This is a genomic window from Pseudomonas sp. FG13, assembly GCF_057809755.1.
The window spans coordinates 543,249-562,935 of the sequence record NZ_JBMDKO010000001.1 but is presented as its reverse complement, the minus strand read 5'-3'; the positions used below and the strand labels follow the sequence as shown (position 1 = coordinate 562,935).

General features: G+C 62.0%; 14 protein-coding genes. 4 read left to right on the top strand and 10 right to left on the bottom strand.

Translation table 11 applies throughout. The annotated features are described in order from the left end of the window. Positions 1-56: 56 nt before the first annotated feature. Both ACODTO_RS02470 and ACODTO_RS02465 read left to right on the top strand, forming a co-directional pair. Positions 57-1,766 carry an ABC transporter ATP-binding protein/permease gene (locus tag ACODTO_RS02470; RefSeq protein ID WP_139642318.1) on the top strand — a complete coding sequence of 570 codons (1,710 nt, stop codon included), beginning with the start codon at positions 57-59 and terminating at the stop codon, positions 1,764-1,766. A gap of 233 nt (positions 1,767-1,999) precedes the next feature. After that, positions 2,000-3,223 (top strand): zinc-dependent alcohol dehydrogenase, encoded by a 1,224-nt coding sequence (locus ACODTO_RS02465; protein ID WP_139642316.1) that lies wholly within the window; start codon positions 2,000-2,002, stop codon positions 3,221-3,223. Positions 3,224-3,286: 63 nt separating this feature from the next. Here the strand turns inward: ACODTO_RS02465 and ACODTO_RS02460 are convergent, their stop codons facing one another. The 4 genes from ACODTO_RS02460 to ACODTO_RS02445 form a co-directional block, all read right to left on the bottom strand. Then, a complete protein-coding gene (locus ACODTO_RS02460; RefSeq protein WP_139642313.1) occupies positions 3,287-4,135 on the bottom strand; it encodes an ureidoglycolate lyase in 849 nt (282 codons plus the stop codon). Positions 4,136-4,171: 36 nt separating this feature from the next. Then, complete coding sequence (locus tag ACODTO_RS02455; RefSeq protein ID WP_139642311.1) at positions 4,172-4,912, bottom strand: SDR family oxidoreductase; 741 nt, start codon at positions 4,910-4,912, stop codon at positions 4,172-4,174. Further along, positions 4,909-6,291, bottom strand: coding sequence for an MFS transporter (locus ACODTO_RS02450; protein WP_139642309.1), 1,383 nt, complete (start codon positions 6,289-6,291; stop codon positions 4,909-4,911). The genes ACODTO_RS02455 and ACODTO_RS02450 overlap by 4 nt, the downstream gene beginning before the upstream one ends. A 153-nt stretch (positions 6,292-6,444) precedes the next feature. Continuing rightward, a complete protein-coding gene (locus tag ACODTO_RS02445) occupies positions 6,445-7,395 on the bottom strand; it encodes a LysR family transcriptional regulator (RefSeq protein WP_139642307.1) in 951 nt (316 codons plus the stop codon). A gap of 117 nt (positions 7,396-7,512) precedes the next feature. Here ACODTO_RS02445 and ACODTO_RS02440 point away from each other — a divergent pair, with 117 nt between their 5' ends. After that, on the top strand, positions 7,513-8,694 hold the full coding sequence (locus tag ACODTO_RS02440; RefSeq protein ID WP_139642304.1) for a fumarylacetoacetate hydrolase family protein: 1,182 nt from the start codon (positions 7,513-7,515) through the stop codon (positions 8,692-8,694). Between the two features lie 48 nt (positions 8,695-8,742). Next, on the top strand, positions 8,743-10,527 hold the full coding sequence (locus tag ACODTO_RS02435; protein ID WP_139642302.1) for an IlvD/Edd family dehydratase: 1,785 nt from the start codon (positions 8,743-8,745) through the stop codon (positions 10,525-10,527). 85 nt (positions 10,528-10,612) lie between these two features. On the opposite strand, the gene ACODTO_RS02430 is transcribed toward ACODTO_RS02435, so the two are convergent. The 6 genes from ACODTO_RS02430 to bcsZ are packed head-to-tail and all read right to left on the bottom strand — an operon-like array spanning position 10,613 to position 19,681. Further along, positions 10,613-11,773 carry an alginate O-acetyltransferase AlgX-related protein gene (locus ACODTO_RS02430; protein WP_139642300.1) on the bottom strand — a complete coding sequence of 387 codons (1,161 nt, stop codon included), beginning with the start codon at positions 11,771-11,773 and terminating at the stop codon, positions 10,613-10,615. Then, positions 11,773-13,188 carry an MBOAT family O-acyltransferase gene (locus ACODTO_RS02425; RefSeq protein WP_139642298.1) on the bottom strand — a complete coding sequence of 472 codons (1,416 nt, stop codon included), beginning with the start codon at positions 13,186-13,188 and terminating at the stop codon, positions 11,773-11,775. The genes ACODTO_RS02430 and ACODTO_RS02425 overlap by 1 nt, the downstream gene beginning before the upstream one ends. A gap of 18 nt (positions 13,189-13,206) precedes the next feature. Further along, positions 13,207-13,875 carry an alginate O-acetyltransferase AlgF gene (locus ACODTO_RS02420; protein ID WP_139642296.1) on the bottom strand — a complete coding sequence of 223 codons (669 nt, stop codon included), beginning with the start codon at positions 13,873-13,875 and terminating at the stop codon, positions 13,207-13,209. Continuing rightward, positions 13,872-14,540, bottom strand: coding sequence for an SGNH/GDSL hydrolase family protein (locus tag ACODTO_RS02415; RefSeq protein WP_139642294.1), 669 nt, complete (start codon positions 14,538-14,540; stop codon positions 13,872-13,874). The genes ACODTO_RS02420 and ACODTO_RS02415 overlap by 4 nt, the downstream gene beginning before the upstream one ends. Positions 14,541-14,555: 15 nt before the next feature. Beyond that, the gene (locus ACODTO_RS02410) at positions 14,556-18,479 is read right to left on the bottom strand and encodes a cellulose biosynthesis protein BcsC (RefSeq protein ID WP_139642291.1); all 3,924 of its coding nucleotides are present in this window, start codon (positions 18,477-18,479) and stop codon (positions 14,556-14,558) included. Then, positions 18,455-19,681 carry a cellulose synthase complex periplasmic endoglucanase BcsZ gene (bcsZ, locus tag ACODTO_RS02405; protein WP_139642540.1) on the bottom strand — a complete coding sequence of 409 codons (1,227 nt, stop codon included), beginning with the start codon at positions 19,679-19,681 and terminating at the stop codon, positions 18,455-18,457. The genes ACODTO_RS02410 and bcsZ overlap by 25 nt, the downstream gene beginning before the upstream one ends. Between the last annotated feature and the right edge of the window lie 6 nt (positions 19,682-19,687).

The window sequence follows — 19,687 nt, the reverse complement described above, 5'->3', positions numbered from 1 at the left end:
TATCCTTCCTCATCTGCAAACTCAACGTCGTCAGCGACCGGGCTTACCAAGACCACATGCACACACTCCGCACTTTCTGGCGTCTCGCGCGGCCGTTCTGGACATCCGAGGAAAAATACCCGGCCCTGTTGCTGTTGTTGGGCACTGTGTTGATGACCCTGTGCCTGGTGGGCATCAACATTCTCAACAATTTCTGGAACCTGCATTTCTACAACGCGTTGCAGGCCCTGGACTATCACGGCTTTCTCGTCGGCAGCCTGCAATTCATCCTGCTGCAAGTCGGCATGGCCGGGTTTACCGTGGGCGCGTTCCACTTCCAGCAGAAGCTGACCATACGCTGGCGCCGTTGGGCCACCCGGAACATGCTCGACCAATGGCTGGGCAGCCAGCGCTACCAGAAGCTGAGGCTGAGCGAGACCGAGGTCGATAACCCCGACCAGCGGATCGCCGAGGACATCGACCTTTTTATCGTCAAGTCGCTGAAATTGAGCCTGGGGCTGTTGACGTCGGTGGTGTCGCTGTTCTCCTTCCTGAATATTCTCTGGCAGGCGTCGAACCTGGTCAGCGTGCCGTTCGATGACCAATCGGTGGTCATTCCAGGGCTGCTGGTGTGGATCGCACTGGTGTATGCGTTGCTGGGCACCGGCCTGGCGTTCTGGCTGGGGCGCGCATTGCCAAGCCTCAACTTCATGCAACAACGGCGTGAAGCGGATTTCCGCTTCTCTCTCATCCGCCTGCGGGAAAACGCCGACTCGGTGGCCCAATACCGCGGCGAAGCGGTGGAGAACGAGCGCTTCAACCAACGCCTGGAGGCGGCGCTGGAGAACTTCTGGGAGCTGGTCAAGAAGCAGAAGCTGATCATGGGTTACTCGACCTTCTACCTGCGCAGCGCCACGGTCATCCCCATGTTCATCATGGCGCCGCAGTTTTTTGCCGGCGCGTTCCCCTTGGGTCGCCTGACACAGATCAGCGCAGCCTTCGGCGAAGTCCATGCGGCCATCGCCTACCTGGTCAGCGTGTTTCCGGAACTGTCGGAATGGAAGTCGGTGATCGACCGTTTGAACGGCTTCCAGGAGCGCCTGGATCACCTCGAAATCAAGTCCGAGGTCCGGCTCGAACAACAGGCCAGTGGCCTCGATATCAAGGACCTGGACGTCTGGCTGCCCAGCGGCCGGCAATTGTTCAAGGGCTTCAACCTGTCGCTCAAGCCCGGCGACAGCCTCATGATCAGTGCGCCGTCCGGCTACGGCAAATCGACTTTGCTTCGCACCATCAGCGGGCTTTGGCCCCATGCTCGCGGCACCAGCCGCTACGACCGTGAGCAGGCACTGACACTCTCGCAAAAACCCTATCTGCCGCTAGGCTGCCTGCGCGAAGCGCTCTGGTACCCCAACCCGCCACGGCGCGAAGAAGATGCCGCGCTGCGCCAGGTGATGGAACAGGTTGGCCTGCAACACCTGGGCGACCAACTGGATGAAGAACGGGATTGGACCCAGACCCTCAGCGTCGGCGAGCAGCAACGCTGTGCTTTCGTCCGCGCCCTGCTGGCCCGCCCGGCGGTGCTGTTCCTCGACGAAAGCAGCTCGGCACTGGATGCGGTCAACGAGCTGCGTTGTTATCAGTTGCTCAAGCAGACGCTGCCGCAGACGATCCTGATCAGCGTCGGGCACAACGCTTCGTTGGAGCATATTCACTGGCAGGTCCTGGAACTCAAGGACGGGGCGCGGTGGGTGCATCGCAAGGTTCAGCAGGCGGCCGTCAGCTAGCCGGGCTGCCGTCATCGCGAGCACGCTCGCTCCCACAGGGCTTTCGGACGATTGCAAGATCTGTGGGAGCGAGCCTGCTCGCGATGGCGCCAGCGCACGCCACACCGACCCAAACTGACCCGCCGCTTTCGCGATGACCGCCAGTCCCCGCACCGCAAGATCTCTCTGAACTTCCATCCGGCATCTTCCCTCTGCCCTTTACCAGCACACTAATCAGAGAGAGGCAGGACATCATGAGAGCACTCACTTACCACGGTGCGCACACTGTAAAAGTCGACACGGTCCCGGACCCGATCCTGATGGACAGCGATGACATCATCCTGCGCGTCACGGCGACCGCCATCTGTGGTTCGGACCTGCACCTCTATCGCGGCAAGATCCCCTCGGTGGAACATGGCGACATCTTCGGCCACGAGTTCATGGGAATCGTCGAAGAGACAGGTCCCGCAGTCACCGCCGTTCAACCCGGCGACCGCGTGGTGATCCCGTTCGTGATTGCTTGCGGCAGTTGCTTTTTCTGCCAGATGGACCTGTTCGCGGCCTGCGAAACGACCAACACCGGTCGCGGCGCCATCCTCAACAAGAAAGCCATCCCACCCGGCGCAGCGCTGTTCGGCTTCAGCCACTTGTATGGCGGCGTACCCGGTGGGCAGGCCGAATATGTACGGGTGCCGAAGGCCAACACCGGCCCCTTCAAAGTGCCTGGGACCCTTTTGGACGAAAAGGTGCTGTTTCTTTCGGACATCCTGCCCACCGCGTTCCAAGCGGTCACCAATGCAGGGATCGGCAACGGCTCGAGTATCGCCATCTACGGCGCAGGGCCGGTCGGTTTGTTGAGTGCCGCATGCGCCAGGATGCTGGGCGCCGAGCAGATCTTCATGGTCGATCACCACCCCTATCGCCTCGCCTACGCACAGCGCACCTATGGCGTGATTCCGATCAACTTCGATGAAGACGACGACCCCGCCGACACGATCATTCGCCAGACCAAAGGCATGCGCGGTGTCGACGGCGTGGTCGATGCGGTGGGCTTCGAGGCCAAAGGCAGCACCACCGAGACGGTGCTCGCCACGCTCAAGCTTGAAGGCAGCAGCGGCAAAGCCCTGCGCCAGTGCATCGCGGCCGTCCGCCGTGGCGGGGTCGTGAGCGTGCCGGGGGTGTATGCCGGCTTCATCCACGGCTTCCTGTTTGGCGATGCCTTCGACAAAGGCCTGACGTTCAAGATGGGACAGACCCATGTGCAGCGCTATCTTCCCGAGTTGCTCGGCCACATCGAGACCGGTCGCCTGGCGCCAGAGGTCATCATCAGCCACCGGATGTCGCTGGAACAGGCCGCCGAGGGGTACGAGATTTTCGACAAGAAGCAGGAGGACTGCCGCAAGGTGATCCTGACGCCGGGCGACTCAGCCATCGCATTGCCGGAGGGTGACGGCCCGGCCCTGGTGCTGGGAACTTGAGTTCAGCGACCAGGGCAGCACTGGAGGCACTGGGCGAGCCCGTACGCGATAAACGGTCCGGTATTACTCCGCCTGCACCGTAACCTGGCGTTGCTCTCCCAGCCCCGTAATGCCCAGGCGCACGGTCTGCCCCGGGCGCAGGAACACTGGTTGCGGCTTGATGCCCAAGCCGACCCCGGGGGGTGTTCCCGTCGAGATCACATCCCCCGGCTGCAGGCTCATGCACCGGCTCAGGTAGGCGATCAGCTGCGGTACGCTGAAGATCAGCGTTCGCGTGTTGCCGTTCTGGTAGCGGTGCCCGTCTACTTCCAGCCATAGGTCCAGGTCATGGGGATCGTCGATTTCGTCCCGGGTGACCAGCCACGGTCCGAGGGGACCAAAGGTATCGAAGCCCTTGCCTTTGTCCCAGGTGCCGCCCCGCTCCAACTGCCACTCCCGCTCGGATACGTCGTTGATGACGCAATAGCCGGCAACATGCTCCATCGCCTTCGCTTCATCGATGTTGCGCCCGCCCTTGCCGATGACGACGCCCAACTCCACTTCCCAATCGGTCTTGAGCGAGCCGCGGGGGATCTGGATGTCGTCGTTCGGCCCGCAAATGGCGCTGGTCCATTTGCCGAAGATGATCGGCTCCTTCGGCACGTCCATATTCGACTCCGCCGCGTGATCGGCGTAGTTCAAGCCGATGCAGATGAACTTGCCGACGTCCCCGACACAGGCACCGAGCCGTGGCTGTCCGGCGACGATTGGCAGGCTGCGCGGGTCTAGGTCGGCCAGCGCTGCCAACCCCTCCGGACTCAGGACGTGCCCTGCGATGTCCGGCACGTGCCCCGAAAGGTCGCGGATCCGATTCTCGGCATCCAACAGACCGGGTTTTTCCGCGCCTTTTTCACCATAACGCAACAGTTTCATCGAGTGTTCCTCATTCAAATCCAACGTAAAGACGATTCAGAGGCTCATGCCGCCGTCGATGACATGCACAGCGCCGGTGGTATAGGTCGACGCATCGCTACCCAGGTACACCGCCAGTTGCGCGATTTCTTCGGTGCTGCCAATTCGGCCCATGGGCTGGCGCTCAAGGAACTGATGATAGATCTGTAATTCATCGACGCCCTGTTGCGCAGCCTGGGCAGCAATGCGCTGGCGCAACGAGGGCGAGTCCACCGTACCCGGACAGATCGCGTTGCAGCGAATGCCCTGGCCGACAAAGTCAATGGCGACGGCCTTCGTCAGGCCTATCACCGCGGCCTTGCTGGTCGCATAGGCGAAGCGGTTCGGCACGCCCTTGATACTCGACGCCACCGACGACATGTTGATGATCGAACCACCGCCACGGGCCAGCATGCCCGGCAGGAATGCGCGGATGGTCCGATACATCGCCGTGACGTTGAGGTCCATCGAGCGCGCCCAGGCCGATTCGTCGCACTCCAGCAGGTTGCCGCTGTGCACGTAACCGGCACAGTTGAACAACACGTCCAGGCCACCGATTCGTTCACAGGCCGTGTCGATGGCCTCGGCAGACGTAACGTCCAGTGTCATGGCTGTGACCCCTTCAATGCCCCTCAGTGCACTAATATCGATATCACTGGCGAACACCTCGGCACCGGCCCGGGCGAAGGCAATGGCGCTGGCCATGCCAATGCCCTGCCCTGCGGCCGTGACCAATACGCGCTTATTGAGCAGATTCAAGCGACCTCCAGTTTTGCTGACGTGACGGCGACCTTGGGGGTTCGGGCGAGCATCGAGACGGGGATGGCCAGGATCAGTCCACCGCTGACCAACAGACACAGGGCCAGTACATAGGTGCCGTTATTGATGTTGCCCGTGAGGGTTTCCGCTACCGCGGTGATCATCGAGCCGGTGAAGCCCGACAGGTTGCCAATGGCGTTGATCATGCCGATGCCAGCGGCTGCCGCGACGCCCGACAACAGCGTCCCAGGCAGAGTCCAGAAAATCGGCATCAGGCTGAGGATCCCCGAAGCGGCAACGCTGAGGAACAGTACGGACAGCACCAGATTGTTGGCGAAGAAAGCGCTGAGGATCAGGCCGACGCCGCCGATGAAGGCTGGAATGGCGGCGTGCAGGCGCCGCTCGCCGGTGCGGTTGGAGTGCCGCGCGTTGAGCAACATTGCCACGACGGCCACCGCGTAGGGAATCGCGGTCAGCAAGCCAATGTGCAAGCTATTGGTGATCCCGGTGCTCTTGATGATCGAGGGCATCCAGAACGCCAGGCCATAGAAGCCTGTGTTGAAGGTCAACAGGATCAGCACCAGCAACCACACCCGAGGGTTGAGGAACACCTCGCTCAAACGGCTGGCCTTGCCTTGGTTGTCTGTCTGCAGATTGGCCTTGAGCAGGTTTTTCTCCGCGACAGAGAGCCATTTTGCCTTATCGATGTTATCGGCCAGGCAGACAATCACCACGAACGCCATGATGATCGAAGGGATGCCTTCGATCAGCAGCATCCATTGCCAACCGGACAGCCCCTGCACGCCTTGCATGCTGTTCATCAGCCAACCGGAGAGGATTCCGCCCAGCGTCAGGCTGACCGGCAACGCCAACAGGAAGCCGGACATCACCCGGCTTTGCCGATGGGTCGGGAACCAGTAGTTGAGGTACAGGATCACGCCGGGGAAGAAGCCCGCTTCGCAGACACCCAACAGGAAGCGCAGCACGTAGAACATCGTGCTCGATTCGATATGGAAGAAACCCGCCAGCGGCACCGTGTAGGCCACGGCCATGGAGATCACGGCCCAACTGAGCATGATCCGGGCAATCCAGAACCGCGCGCCGAAGCGATGCAGCAGCAGATTGCTGGGGACTTCGAACAGGAAATAGCCCCAGAAGAACATACTGGCGCCCAAGGCATACACGGTGTTGCTGAACTGCAGTTCGTTGAGCATGTCGAGCTTGGCGAAACCGATGTTTACCCGGTCAAGGTAAGCCGCCATGTAACACAGGAGCAGGACGGGAAGGATGCGCCAGACGACTTTACGGTAGGTCCGGTCTTCGAAATCAAGTTCACCGGTTTGCGCCTGGGCAGGTAAATGCTCGGAGACGGTTTGCATGTGATAACCCCTGGGCACGTGGACATGCCTGATTGTTTTTATCGGATGGGAGCTGGGGCTCACTCTACGACCGTGAAACGATTCTTTCCCAATGGCATTTTTTGATTAAGCGATAACGTTCCGTTATCGCAGCAGTCGCCGCTTTCCAGTTATTCAATTGGCGGGACCGTCGTCCAGGCGAGCGTGGTCCTTGAGGATTTGTGCAAACTCCAGCGCCGCGCCCATCAATGGCTCGCCTCTGCGCGTGAGGATGCCATAATCCTGCGGCACCAGGTGCAGCGGGGTGTCGAGGGTCTTCAACTGGCCGCTCTCGAGCAATGGATCGACCATGGCATTGGGCAACATCCCGATCATCGGACCGCGCTGCAGGACCTGGAGAAAGGTCTGCATTGAAATGGTATCGACAGTGTTGCGCGGCATGCCTACCCCAGCCTCGGCGAAAGCCAGTTCCATGCGCGCGCGAATGGGTGTGCCGACCGGATAGAGAATCCACGGCAGATCCACCAACTGCCGCAAGGACGTCGGCCCGGCGTCGGCCAGGGGATGGCGGCTGTTGACCACAATGCAGAATGGTTCCGGGGCCAGGGGCTGGAAGTCATAACGCTGCTGCTGGCTTTGATCGGTAAAACGGGCTACCGCCAGATCGAGCTTCTTCTCTTCGAGCATCTCCATCAGGTGGTTACTGGTCTGCTCCACTACCTCAATCGACAGCAACGGCCAACGCTGCTTGATCTGCAAAATTGCCTCGGGCAGAGCCACCGCCGTCGCGGCAAAAATCCCGCCGACCTTGAGGTAGCCATGCCCTCCCTCGCGCAGGCTGCTGATTTGCTCGACGAACGAACGCGCGTCATTCAAGGCAATCTGCGCATACCGCAACACATGCTCGCCCAACGCCGTGGGCGGCATGCTGCGCGGTCGCCGCTCGAACAAGGCAAAGCCGAGCAGGCTCTCGATTTCCTTGAGCATCTTGCTGATGGCCGGCTGGCTGAGGTTCATCTGCTGGGCCGCCAGGTGCATGTTGCAAGTGCGGCCCAAAGTATCGATCAGCAGCAGATGACGGAATTTCAGCCAGCCGCAGAAGCTGGAAAAGGATACATCTGACATGGGCGATTTCCTCGAGCCTGCAATAACCGTTCGTTATCGATTACTGAATATATCTCATTGGAGTTTATCGTCCGCCCACCCTAGCGTGAAAACAATCACGAACCAGGAAGAACTGCCATGTCGCTATTGCTTACGCCCGAGAATACATTGCCCTCCGACGGCCTGGCCGGAACGCTGATTGGCCGCGCCTGGGTGCCCGGGCGAATCGCCGGGCCCTCGCCGATTGTGTTGCGCAACGACGGTGTGTTCGATCTGTCGGAGCATTTCGCGACCTTGAGCGACCTGCTGGAAACCGAGTCGCCCTTGACAGCCGTGAGGCAAACGCCAGGCACCTTCATCGCCAGCATTGAAGCCCTGCTCGCCAACACGGGTCCTGAGTCCGATCCCTCCAGGCCTTCGTTGTTGCCACCGTTGGATCTGCAAGTGATCAAGGCCGCCGGCGTGACGTTCGCCGCCAGCATGATCGAGCGGGTGATCGAGGAAAAGGCCGGCGGTGATCCGGAAAAAGCCGATGCCGTGCGAGCCACCGTGCGCAGTGTGATCGGCGACAACCTGCGCTCGGTGGTACCGGGCTCCGAACAGGCCATGCGCCTGAAAGCGCTGCTGATCGAGCAAGGCATGTGGTCGCAATACCTGGAAGTCGGCATCGGCCCAGACGCGGAAATCTTCACCAAGGCCCCGGTACTCGCCGCCGTGGGCAGCGGTAGCTACATCGGTATCCACCCCGGCTCCCAGTGGAACAATCCTGAGCCCGAAGTGGTGCTGGCGGTGAACAGCCGTGGCCAGGTCCATGGCGCCACCCTGGGCAACGATGTCAATCTGCGGGATTTCGAGGGACGCAGCGCGTTGCTGTTGAGCAAGGCCAAGGACAACAATGCCTCCTGTGCCATCGGCCCTTTCATTCGCCTGTTCGATGAGCACTTCAGCCTGGACGACGTGCGCGCCTGCGTGGTCGACCTGGAAGTCCAGGGCGAGGACGGTTATCGGATGCAGGGGTCGAGCTCCATGAGCCAGATCAGCCGGGATCCGCTGGACCTGGCGACCCAGACACTCAACGCCAATCACCAGTACCCGGACGGGTTCCTGCTGTTCCTGGGTACCCTGTTTGCCCCGACCGAAGACCGAGACACCGTCGGCAGCGGTTTCACCCATAAACCGGGTGACCGGGTCCGGATCAGCAGCCCATTGCTCGGTAGCCTGCATAACCGCGTGACCTACAGCTGTGAAGCCGCTCCCTGGACGTTTGGCTTGAGCGCGCTGTTGCGCAATCTTGCCGCGCGTGGATTGCTAGTACGCTGACACCGGTGCGGTTTGTCGATTCATCCAACAATAAGAGAGACAAGCATCATGAGTGACACGCCCAAACGCCGCCTGCGCAGCGAACAGTGGTTCAACGACCCGGCCCACGCGGACATGACGGCCTTGTACGTCGAGCGCTACATGAATTACGGGATGACCCGCGAAGAGCTGCAATCGGGACGCCCGATCATCGGCATCGCCCAGACCGGCAGCGACCTGACACCCTGCAACCGTCATCACCTGGAGCTGGCGCAACGGGTCAAGGCCGGTATTCGCGATGCAGGCGGCATTCCCATGGAGTTCCCGGTGCATCCGATTGCCGAGCAATCGCGTCGGCCCACCGCAGCACTGGACCGCAACCTGGCCTATCTGGGGTTGGTGGAAATCCTCCACGGCTACCCCTTGGACGGCGTGGTGCTCACCACGGGTTGCGACAAGACGACCCCGGCCTGCCTGATGGCGGCCGCGACCACCGACCTGCCGGCCATCGTCCTGTCCGGCGGGCCGATGCTCGACGGTCACTACAAGGGCGATCTGATCGGCTCAGGCACCGTACTCTGGCATGCGCGCAACCTGATGGCCGCCGGCGAAATCGACTATGAAGGCTTCATGGAAATGACCACCGCGGCGTCGCCTTCGGTGGGCCACTGCAACACCATGGGCACTGCCCTGTCGATGAATGCCTTGGCCGAAGCCCTGGGCATGTCGCTGCCGGGCTGCGCGAGCATTCCGGCGCCCTACCGCGAGCGCGGACAAATGGCCTATGCCACGGGCAAGCGCATCTGCGAGTTGGTCCGACAAGACATTCGTCCCTCGCAAATCATGACCCGCCAGGCCTTCGAAAATGCCATCGCCGTCGCTTCGGCATTGGGCGCTTCAAGCAACTGCCCACCGCACCTGATAGCCATTGCCCGGCACATGGGTGTCGAGTTGAGCCTGGATGATTGGCAACGGATTGGCGAAGACGTACCGCTGCTGGTCAATTGCATGCCGGCGGGCAAGTACCTGGGTGAAGGCTTCCACCGGGCTGGAGGCGTGCCCTCGGTCATGCATGAGCTGCAAAAAGCCGGGCGCCTGCACGAAGACTGCGCCACGGTCAGCGGCCGAACCATCGGCGAAATCGTGGGCAGCAGCCGGACCAGCGACGTCGACGTCATCCACCCCTTCGATACACCACTCAAGCACCGCGCCGGGTTCATCGTGCTCAGTGGCAATTTCTTCGACAGTGCGATCATGAAGATGTCGGTGGTGGGCGAGGCCTTTCGCAAGACGTATCTGTCCGAACCCGGTGCCGAGAACAGTTTCGAAGCCCGGGCCATAGTGTTCGAAGGCCCGGAGGACTATCACGCACGCATCGACGACCCGGCGCTGGACATCGACGAACGCTGTATCCTCGTCGTCCGCGGTGTCGGCACCGTGGGCTATCCCGGCAGCGCCGAAGTGGTGAACATGGCACCGCCGGCGGCCCTGATCAAACGCGGCATCGACTCGCTGCCGTGCCTGGGCGACGGACGCCAGAGCGGCACCTCAGCGAGCCCGTCGATTCTCAACATGTCCCCGGAAGCCGCCGTAGGCGGTGGCCTGGCGTTGCTCAAGACCAACGATCGCCTGAAAGTGGACTTGAACACCCGTACCGTCAATCTGTTGATCGACGAGGCGGAGATGGAGCGGCGCCGACGGGAATGGGTACCGCAGATGCCTCCCTCACAGACACCCTGGCAGGAGCTCTACCGGCAACTGGTGGGACAACTTTCCACCGGGGGCTGCCTGGAACCCGCCACCTTGCATCTGCGGGTGATTGCCCGTAGCGGTGAACCGCGGCATTCGCATTGAAGTATCGCTTCTCAGATATTCGCCAGGATTGACGAACGGACTGAACCATTGAGTCTCTGGACTGGACATCATCCAGTCCACAGGCTCACTCCTTCTCGCTCAACATCCCGATAGCCTCATACGGCGTCTGCAGATCACGCTCGGGAATCTCCCAGATCAGCAGCTTGGGGGGCGTATCCCGAAAAGCCGGGTTGCTGAAGTACTGATTGGCGCCACCGGAGAATTCGCCACCGTCCTTGGCGAAACTTCCCACAGGAGCTCCCAGTGCAAGTTCGAGAAACCCCAAGAAGTTGGAGTTGCGCGAGAACGAGGTGCCGATCAACGCTACATTGGGCAGGCCGCCGTCGCCGAACAGATCATCGAGGTTGTCGCCTCCGTCCTGAACGGCTTGCTGCTGCTCGCTGACTTGCGTGGCCGCTACGGTTTCCGGCGTGGGTTGCCAATTCAGCGGCAGCCAGTCGATGCCGGCCAGGTGCACGAGATCACCCGCACGCAAGGCCGCCGCGCTGGAGTGGGTGGCAAAGGTTTTTTGTGGCGTGGCGCGAATGCCCATTGCCTGTACCTGTTGCGCAATTGCCCGTGCCGCCGCATTGGAGCCGATCTCGCTCCAGTGTGTGTCGGTACGCAGGTAAGCCGATGCAGCCAACGGCTGCAACGTCGACGCAAGGTTCAGCGCCGACACCCCTGCCTGGTTCAGTGTCGCGGTCCATTCCTCCACCCGAGGGGCCAGTTCGGCCGGACGATCCAGGCCACACAACTGCGCGGCAGCAATACGGCTCTTGTCCGGCACCACCGCCACGAGCAATTGAATGCCACGTTGGCTCAGCCGTCGTTGTACGTCGATCACTGCCTGCGCCTTGGCCTCGGCGTTGGCCCGGGCGTGGTGGTTGATGCGCATCTCATCGGTCAGAAACAGCCAGCCCTGACAGCCCGGACGAACCCGGGGCCCGGTGTCATGGAACAGCAGCCAACTGGCGCCGCGCTCCAGATTGGCGGCCTGTTCGGGAAACCAGGCGTTGGACAGCTGCTTGGCGATACGGTGGGTGACGTCGCCATGCATCGCCGCATCGCGGGTCAGGTTGGGCGGCAACATTTGCACCTTGCCGCTGAACAGTAGCCAACCACAGGAAATCAAGCCGACACCGAGCAAGCCGATCAGTGTGTAGCCGGAGACTTTGCTGGTTCGGGTCACCAGGTCGCTGGGGGGCGTCGGTGCGCTGGGCGGAGACTTCTTTGGCGTCGTCATCAGAACTGAAAGTACAGGAAAGGCACGGCTTCACGGCTGGCGATCAGAGCGAACGACAGCAGGAAACCGGCTACGGGCCAAAAGGCGACAGCCAATGCATACAACGCATTGCCCGCCATTCGTCTTTCAAAACGTACCTGCCAGATCGGCAGGATCACGCACACCACGCCCAGCACCGCCGCCAGGCCCTGCACCGGCCGCAACGTCACCGCCAGCGCATCGCCGAGGGCAAACCCGTGCAGACCGAACTGCCCGGCGTACAGGGTCATGGCCGAGTGGAAGTCCGGGGCGCGGAACAGTGTCCACGCCAGGCAAACGAACAACAGCGTCAACACATGCGCCAGCACACGCGGGACAGCAGGCAGGCTCGAACGCGACCATGCCCGGTCGACACACAACGCCACGCCATGGGCCGAACCCCACAGCAAGTAGTTCCAACTATCGCCGCCATGCCACAGCCCGGCAATGGCCATGGTCAGGAACAGGTTGCGATAGGTTTTCCAGACGCCATGACGATTACCGCCCAGGCCGATGTACAGGTAATCGCGCAACCAACTGGACAGCGACAAGTGCCAGCGCCGCCAGAAGTCCTGGATACTGCTGGCCAGGTACGGCCGGTTGAAGTTTTCCGGGAAATGAAACCCCAGCATCAGCCCCAGGCCGATCGCCATGGCGCTGTAGCCGGCGAAGTCGAAGAACAGCTGCAACGAGTACGCCAGGCAACCGATCCAGGCGTCCACGAATGACGGGTTTTCCAGATGGAAGGCCACGTCCACCAACGGCGACAGGGTGTCGGCCACCAGCACTTTCATGCACATGCCGACCATGAAGCGGCGGGCACCCAGGGTGAAGTTCTGCCAGTTGAACCAGCGATCCACCAGCTCACGGCGGACCCAGTCATAACGAATGATGGGGCCGGCAATCGAGTGGCCGAACATGGAAATGTAGGTGGCGTAGTTGATGAAACTGCGCTCCACCGGAACCGTGTGGCGATGCACGTCCACCAGGTAAGAAATCGCCTGCAACACGATGAACGACAACCCGGCCGGCAACGCGACCTTCTGCCACTCAAGCGGCATGGCGCCGTAGTGGGTCATCAGCTCGCTCCATGTGCCAGCGAGGATGTTCGCGTACTTGTACCAGCACAGCACGGCGGTGTTGAACACGATCAACGCGACCAGCAGCCGCAGGCGTCCACGGGAGTCCTCGCGGCAACGGTCGACCAGCAGGCCGCCGACCCAGGCAACGATGGTCAGCACGACATGCAACGACAGGAACAGCGGGCTCAGCCAGCCGTAGAACAACCAACTGCCCGCCAGCAGCACCCCGTTGCGCCAGCCGTGGGGAACCAGGGCGTAGATCAACAGGAAGGCCGGCAGGAACAGCGTCAGGAACTCGAGCGAGGCGAAAACCATGGCGACAGCGCAATCCGATCAGTGGGACAACGTGTCCGTGGCGGCCAGGAGTCGAGGTCCGGTGGCGGTCGGCAACAGCAATACGCTGTAGCGCTCGCCCGCCTTCAGTTCACCCAGATCCAGCGCGGGGCCGACATTGGCATTGGCGCAGACCAGTTGCACGGACAACTTCACCGGGTTGATCGAGCGACGTTGCAGGTTGCCTTCGGTCACGCCTTTGAACAGGTCGGCGGTGCGACCTGCGGGGCGCAGGCTGGCGTCGACACAGCTGCTGTCCAGGTTGAAGAAGCCCAGCGAAGCCTTGAGGCCATTGAAATCGTCCGGGATGTCATGCACGGTCACTTGCCTGAGCCCCTTGCCATCCGGAAGCGCGACCACGGTCGCGAACTCGCCCGGCTCGGCCTTGACGTCCAGCGCCAGGCGCTGCTGGCCGCTGACCAGGGTGCCTTTGATAGCGCTGCTGGCCGTGACCGGGAAAAACAGCGAAGCCGGCTGCGCCGCATCCAGTTTCAGCGGCGGTTGGCCTTCCTGGGCAATGACCTGCATCGGCTCGGCGCTGCCGTTGACGAAGCGAATGAACGCAGCATCTTCGGCGGGACCGGTCGGGTACAGCGGGATGTCCGCCGCCACCACGCTCAAGCTCGACAACAGCAGCGCAGCCGCACTCAGGACCTTGGCGTTGATCATTTTTTCGCCCCTTTGCTGCTCAACGCTTCAGGCGGCAACTTGCCCAGTGCGGCGCCGATTGCAGTGCCCCAGGCCTTGTAACCTGCGACCGTGAAATGCTGACCGTCGGTGGTGACCCATTGGCCCGGCTTGGAGAAGGTCAGCGAATCGATATAGGTGCAAGGCGCGACGTTGCTGGCCAGAAATTGCGACATCAATTGGGTACGCGGATCATTTTTCTGGTACATGCCCCCCGCCTTACCCCACGCTGGGCCGACCCAGGCACATTTGGTGCCGGTCGCGGCGATGGCCTTGGTCAGGCTGGTCACGCTCTGCCAGGCCCAGGCCTTGGGAAACGCCGGTTTGTCGTAGGACGCCATGGTATCGCCGATGACCAGTACCACCAGGTCGGGCTTGTCCTTGGCGATCAGCTCGGCGATAGGCGTGGTGGTAGCGTCACGGCCCTTGATCTCGATCTTGGCGGTGCCCTTTTGCTCGGCACCACAATCGACTTTCTTGGTGATCAACCAGTCGCCAGCGCTGGCACCACAGGCGCCGATGGAATGAACGATCGCTCCCTGGCGGGTGAGATCGGCGTTGAGCGGCTCCATCAGGTGGTCCGCAAGGCTCATATGGCTTTCGCCAAGCACCAGAAGGGTCAGGCCGGCAAGGGCAGAGGCTGGCATAGATATCTCCGGGAATCAGTTCGAATAAGGAGAGCGGTAAGGGCTGACCGGGAGCGCCATCGGGCTGCCGGTCATGTCCTCGAACATGTAGCGCGCATACAGGCCACCATTGAATTGCTGATAATCGCTGGCGTTATCCATGCCGATCGTGGCGCCAAGGAAGAAGCGCGAACCGAACTTGTATTCGCCGGCTGCCGCCAGGCTGTAGCCCACGCCGGTTTTGCTCTGTCCTGAGTAGCGCGAATCGTTGGCCGCCTGACGGTCGCTGTCGTTCGGGAAGAAATCGGCGCCGTCCTGCTGGAAGTGCTGGATGCCCACCGAACTCTTGACCTGATAGGTAAAGCGCTCGGTGCGCTGCTGCCAGGTCACCGGCACGCCCAGGGCGAAATAGCTCTGGGGACTGAAGTAGCCACCATGCCCGTAGGTGAAGAAGTCCTGGTTGTTCTCGTAGCCCAGCGCCGTGGCGCTGAGGCCAACGGTGAGCGAGTGGTCCTGCATGTTGTCCAGGTACCAATAGACGCCACCGCCCAGTTCACCCCGGGTGTTGGATTCGACATTGTGTCCCACCAGTTCGTGCACGGAGCCATACCCGTAGGCACCGACCTGCGAGTTGTCGTAGCTCATTTCGCCACGTACACCGTTGGCGGTCACCCCGCCCCACGATCCACCGCCAGCACGCTTGTCGGTGGTGCCGGCAAACGACGTCAGGCTGTCGGTGACCGCGCGACGCGACGCCGCGACGCGGTAACGGAAATTGCCGTTATCGCTCAGTGGGCGATCGACACTCACGCCCCCCACCGCCGTCGTGTATTTGAAACCGATCGGCGTGGTCCCGACATCGGCCTTGATGCCTTCATCGGGACGCTCGTACGCCACCCCAAGACCGACGCCCTCGGCACGTTGCGAACCGATACCGGAGGTCGCGCTGGAGCCGCTACCGAAACGACTGGCGGCCTCGCCCTTCACACTGCCGGCCGTGAGCGCTACCGGGGTGATACGCACGGCCACACGGTTGTCACCAGCCGGCACGTTCACTTCGAACGGCGTTTCAACGTCCGTCAGTTTGCTCAGGCCCGATTCGCTGTTGTTGCTGCGAACGCTCAAGCCTTGGGCAACGTAACCGCTGCGCTCCTGCAGAATATCGTTGAGCGCGCGCTGAGCGGAGCTTGTCGAATCGACGACGGTCAGTACCGTTCGAGGTTGCGGCTGGGCATTGAAGGGATTGCTCTGCGCGACCGCGGCACCCCGCACAGAGGCCGTTTGACCGTTGCTTCGCGGCTGGCCTGGATAGGCATCGGCAGGCACGCCATCGGCACTGGCGAGCATGACGCCGCCGTTGAGAATGGCCTCTGCCGGTGGCGGAATGGCCGACGCCGGCGCGCGCAAGACCTGCCGACGCTGCCCCGCCCCACCTGCGAACGGATTCGCCGCCACATTCATCGCACCAGGCTGGGCGGCCAGGCTGCGTTGCTTCTCGCTCTGCTCGATGGCTACCGCTTTGCGCAGCACTTCAGTCGCCTTGCCGCTGTTGCCCATCGCCCGGTAGATGCGTGCGACTTCAGTCAACGATTCTGGATCGTAGTTCTGCAACGCCATGAACTGTTCCAGCGCATTTTCCGCATAGCCGTTGTCGTGGGCGAGCACGGCAGCATCGGCCGCGTTCAACAACACCAACGGGTCGTTCGGGTTGCGCTTGAGCAAGGGTTTGTACAGGTCGAAGGCCTTGGCGTTGTCGCCATTGGCGGTGTACATCCTGGCCAGGGCCGAGGTCGCGGCGACATCGCCCGGACGTTGGGCCAACGCCGGCGCCAACGTGTCATAAGCCGCGGCCAGGTCACCGCCCTCGCGCAAGCGGTCGGCCTGACGGATACGGTACAGGTACAGCACATCGTCGTAACGCTTGCGGGTCGCGACGCTCAGCGGCTGGTTCTGCAAGCTGTTCAGGATCGAATTAACCTGGGCATCATCCCCCGTCTTGAGCAGCAGGGATGCGTATTGCAGCATCAGATCGGCCGACGGCGCGCTGCTTTGGGTCAGCAACGAACGCATCATCGACAGCGCCTGCTCGACATCCCCGGCGTCGACATAAGCCGACGCCAAGGTCGCCGTGCGCTCGGGGCTACGAGCGGCCATCGGTTGCAGGCGATCCAGCAAAGCCAGGGCTTCCTGACGCTGTCCGCGCTTGGCCATGGCCGCCGCCAGATTGATCTGCGTGGTCAACGTGACCCGGTCCGCCAGCTCGTTCATGTCCGCAGTGCGGCGGTCGACGGGAATCCGGTTGATGGTGACCTGGGCGTCTTTCCACTGCTCCATTTCCACCGACAGCAAGGCACTGGTGTACAGCGCATCGACGTTGTCCGGGTGGCTTTTGAGAAAGGCGTCGATCAGATCGCGAGCCTTTTTCGATTCGCCGGTTTTCAGATACAGGCGCGCGAGGCTGAAGCGCGTCCAGACGTTATCCGGGTCGCTGTTCACGGCATCGAGCAACGCATTCTGGGCACTGCGGATATCGCCACGCTGCTCGGCCACACTGGCCATCTGGGTGGCGCGCAAGGCACGCAACTGGCCAGTATTGCCGAGCTTGGCCTGTTCAGCGGCCGGCAGGCTGTCCAACAGGCTCAAGGCTTCATCGGCATGCCCGGTTTGCGACAACACATTGACCAGGCCACGTATGGCCTGTGGGTTGCCAGGCTGGCTCGCCAGTACCTGACGGTAGCTGGCGGCTGCGCTGTCGAACTGGCCGGCCTGGGCCTGGATATCGGCCAGGGTAAGACGAGCGTCGACCCCATTGGGGTTCCAGCGCATGGCCTGGGCGACGGCCTCGGTTGCCTTGGCGGTCTGCCCTTTGGCCTGCAAGTCGCGGCCCTGTTGCAACAGCGCCCAATAGCGAACGCCGTTCAATGCGGTTTTCCAGCGGGTACCACCGGTGTTGATCGCACGGGTCAGCAGTTGTTCGGCTTCCGAGAAACGCCCCTGTTGCTGACGGACCACACCCAGACCGCCCAGGGCATCGCTATCATCCGGACGGGTCTTGAGGCGCGTCTGGAACGCCTTCTCCGCGCCGGCCTGATCGCCGTTCTCCAAGGCACGCAAGCCGCTGGCCACCAATGGGTCCTGCTGCCAGGTGGAACCGCCGGCGGTAGCCGCTTTTTGGCGACCCTTGTTCATCTGGTCACGGATGTCCTGATCATCCGGGTGAGCCCTCAGGAACTCCTCGAACAGCGGCACCTGAGCAGCATTCGGCGGACCGATCCAGACCAGCGCCAAGCGCCAGCTTTCATCGGCGTCGCCGGCGATTTCCACGCGTTTGGTCAACTTGGCGAGCACGCGAGCGCCCTCGGCACGGCTATCTTCGTGACGAATCAGTTGCTTGCCATAAAACAGCGCCAGGATCGCATCGTCGGGGGTTTCACGCAGCAAACGCTCCATGCCCTGACGTGCCTCGGACCAGCCGTCGGCGTTGAAGGCCAGGTTGTTGTAGTACTCACGCCCAACCGTGCCCTCCGGGGTCAGGCCGTTGAACATCCGGCGAAACACCTCGGTCGCCTTGTCACGCTCACCTGCGTCGACCAGGCGACGGGCCTCATCCAGTTGCGCCTTGTTCTCCGGCTTGGCCAACGCAATGTCCTGCTCCAGCTGGCGAGCCATCCAGGGTTGCGGTGACAACGCCTGCAGGCGCGTCAGGTATTCCTGGGCCTGTTGCGGCTTGTTCTGCTTGACGCCGATCAAGCCCATGCCATAGAGGGCATCGACCTGATTCGGATCCAGGCGCAGGACTTTCTGCCAGATCTCGGCAGAGCGCGACGCATTCGAGCGGGCTTGCCAGTACTGACCTTGTTCGACCAGTTGGGCCTGGATGTCCGTGCCTTCGGCATGAGCACCGGAAGCGATCAGCGCAATGAAAACTGCAACAGCTAGCGTAGAGCGGCGCGGGCGCATGACGTCTCCCAGGACAAAGTGAGCGTTCCGTCATCACGGAACTGGTAACGCTTCTCTGCCCAACCCAACCCGAACAGGCTTAGCATGACGTTGTAATAAAGAGGATCGGCACCTTGGTCGCTGCCTTTAGCGAAGGCCGCATCAATACCGTCCTGGGCGCGACGTTGCTGTTGCTCGGCCAACCATGGGTGCCCCTTGGCGATGAAATACGGCACCAGCGCCGCCGAATAGCCGAACGGCCCTGCACCATCGAGCGCAGCGGAAACCACCTGGGCTTTTTCTGGCGGGACACCGCCAGACGCCGTGCTTTGGGTCATGCCATCCAGCGCTTCCAGAAGCTTTGGATTCGCGGGATCGGTCTTGGGTGTCATCCCTGCCCACAGGTAAACGCGGATCGCATCGTAACTGCCCAAGCCGCCCTTGATCGGATCGATCACGAACAGGCCGGACTGCGCGGAAGTCCCGCGATAGCCCACCCAATCCGCGACATAGCCTTTGGGGCTGGCGCTGCGGATCAGCTTGACGGTGTTGTCCGCGATTTCTTTCCACGGCCCCTTCGGTTGTTCCTTGGCCAGCCGCAGGAGCAATGGCCGAGGCAGATAGCTCGGGTTCAGGCGCCACAGATGGTCTGGCTGAACGAAACCTTCGGGGCCAGGCAGCAGCATTTTGCCGAGGCCCGGCAACGTGACGACCAGCTTCGACTCAATGGTCTTGAGCAACTGCAACGCATCGACACGGTACTCGGGACGCTGCCACAGCCGCGCGGCTTCGAGCAGCGAGTAGACGATCCACAGGTCGGCATCGGAGGCCGAATTCGCATCCTGAAGCTGCCATTGCCCATCCTTGCCCTGCCCCCACAGCCAGCCCGGCAGACGGGTCGAGGGATCCGAACCGAGCATGTTGGCACGGGTCCAGGCCCACAGATGCTCGAAGCGCGCCGGATCGTTACCGATCAACGCGAAGAGCATGCCGTAGGACTGCCCCTCCGAGGTGCTGTGGTTGGCCTCCATGCTGGAAGACAACATCCGGCCATCGTCCTGGACATAGCGAGTGGCCCAGGACTCCCACAAAGGCCAATCCCGAGTCCCACACGCCGACTCCGTTGCGAACGACGGCAGGCACGTCAATGACGCGAGGGAGGCCAGCACTGCGCAAGCAGCGCCACGCAGCCAACCGCCGGATAGAGCGCGACGCACGTTCATCGATAC

Coding starts and splice junctions, on each gene's coding strand:
- ACODTO_RS02470 (WP_139642318.1), top strand. CDS start 57: ATGCACACACTCCGCACTTTCTGGCGTCTCGCGCGGCCGTTCTGGACA.
- ACODTO_RS02465 (WP_139642316.1), top strand. CDS start 2,000: ATGAGAGCACTCACTTACCACGGTGCGCACACTGTAAAAGTCGACACG.
- ACODTO_RS02460 (WP_139642313.1), bottom strand. CDS start 4,135: ATGAAACTGTTGCGTTATGGTGAAAAAGGCGCGGAAAAACCCGGTCTG.
- ACODTO_RS02450 (WP_139642309.1), bottom strand. CDS start 6,291: ATGCAAACCGTCTCCGAGCATTTACCTGCCCAGGCGCAAACCGGTGAA.
- ACODTO_RS02445 (WP_139642307.1), bottom strand. CDS start 7,395: ATGTCAGATGTATCCTTTTCCAGCTTCTGCGGCTGGCTGAAATTCCGT.
- ACODTO_RS02440 (WP_139642304.1), top strand. CDS start 7,513: ATGTCGCTATTGCTTACGCCCGAGAATACATTGCCCTCCGACGGCCTG.
- ACODTO_RS02435 (WP_139642302.1), top strand. CDS start 8,743: ATGAGTGACACGCCCAAACGCCGCCTGCGCAGCGAACAGTGGTTCAAC.
- ACODTO_RS02430 (WP_139642300.1), bottom strand. CDS start 11,773: ATGACGACGCCAAAGAAGTCTCCGCCCAGCGCACCGACGCCCCCCAGC.
- ACODTO_RS02425 (WP_139642298.1), bottom strand. CDS start 13,188: ATGGTTTTCGCCTCGCTCGAGTTCCTGACGCTGTTCCTGCCGGCCTTC.
- ACODTO_RS02420 (WP_139642296.1), bottom strand. CDS start 13,875: ATGATCAACGCCAAGGTCCTGAGTGCGGCTGCGCTGCTGTTGTCGAGC.
- ACODTO_RS02415 (WP_139642294.1), bottom strand. CDS start 14,540: ATGCCAGCCTCTGCCCTTGCCGGCCTGACCCTTCTGGTGCTTGGCGAA.
- ACODTO_RS02410 (WP_139642291.1), bottom strand. CDS start 18,479: ATGCGCCCGCGCCGCTCTACGCTAGCTGTTGCAGTTTTCATTGCGCTG.
- bcsZ (WP_139642540.1), bottom strand. CDS start 19,681: ATGAACGTGCGTCGCGCTCTATCCGGCGGTTGGCTGCGTGGCGCTGCT.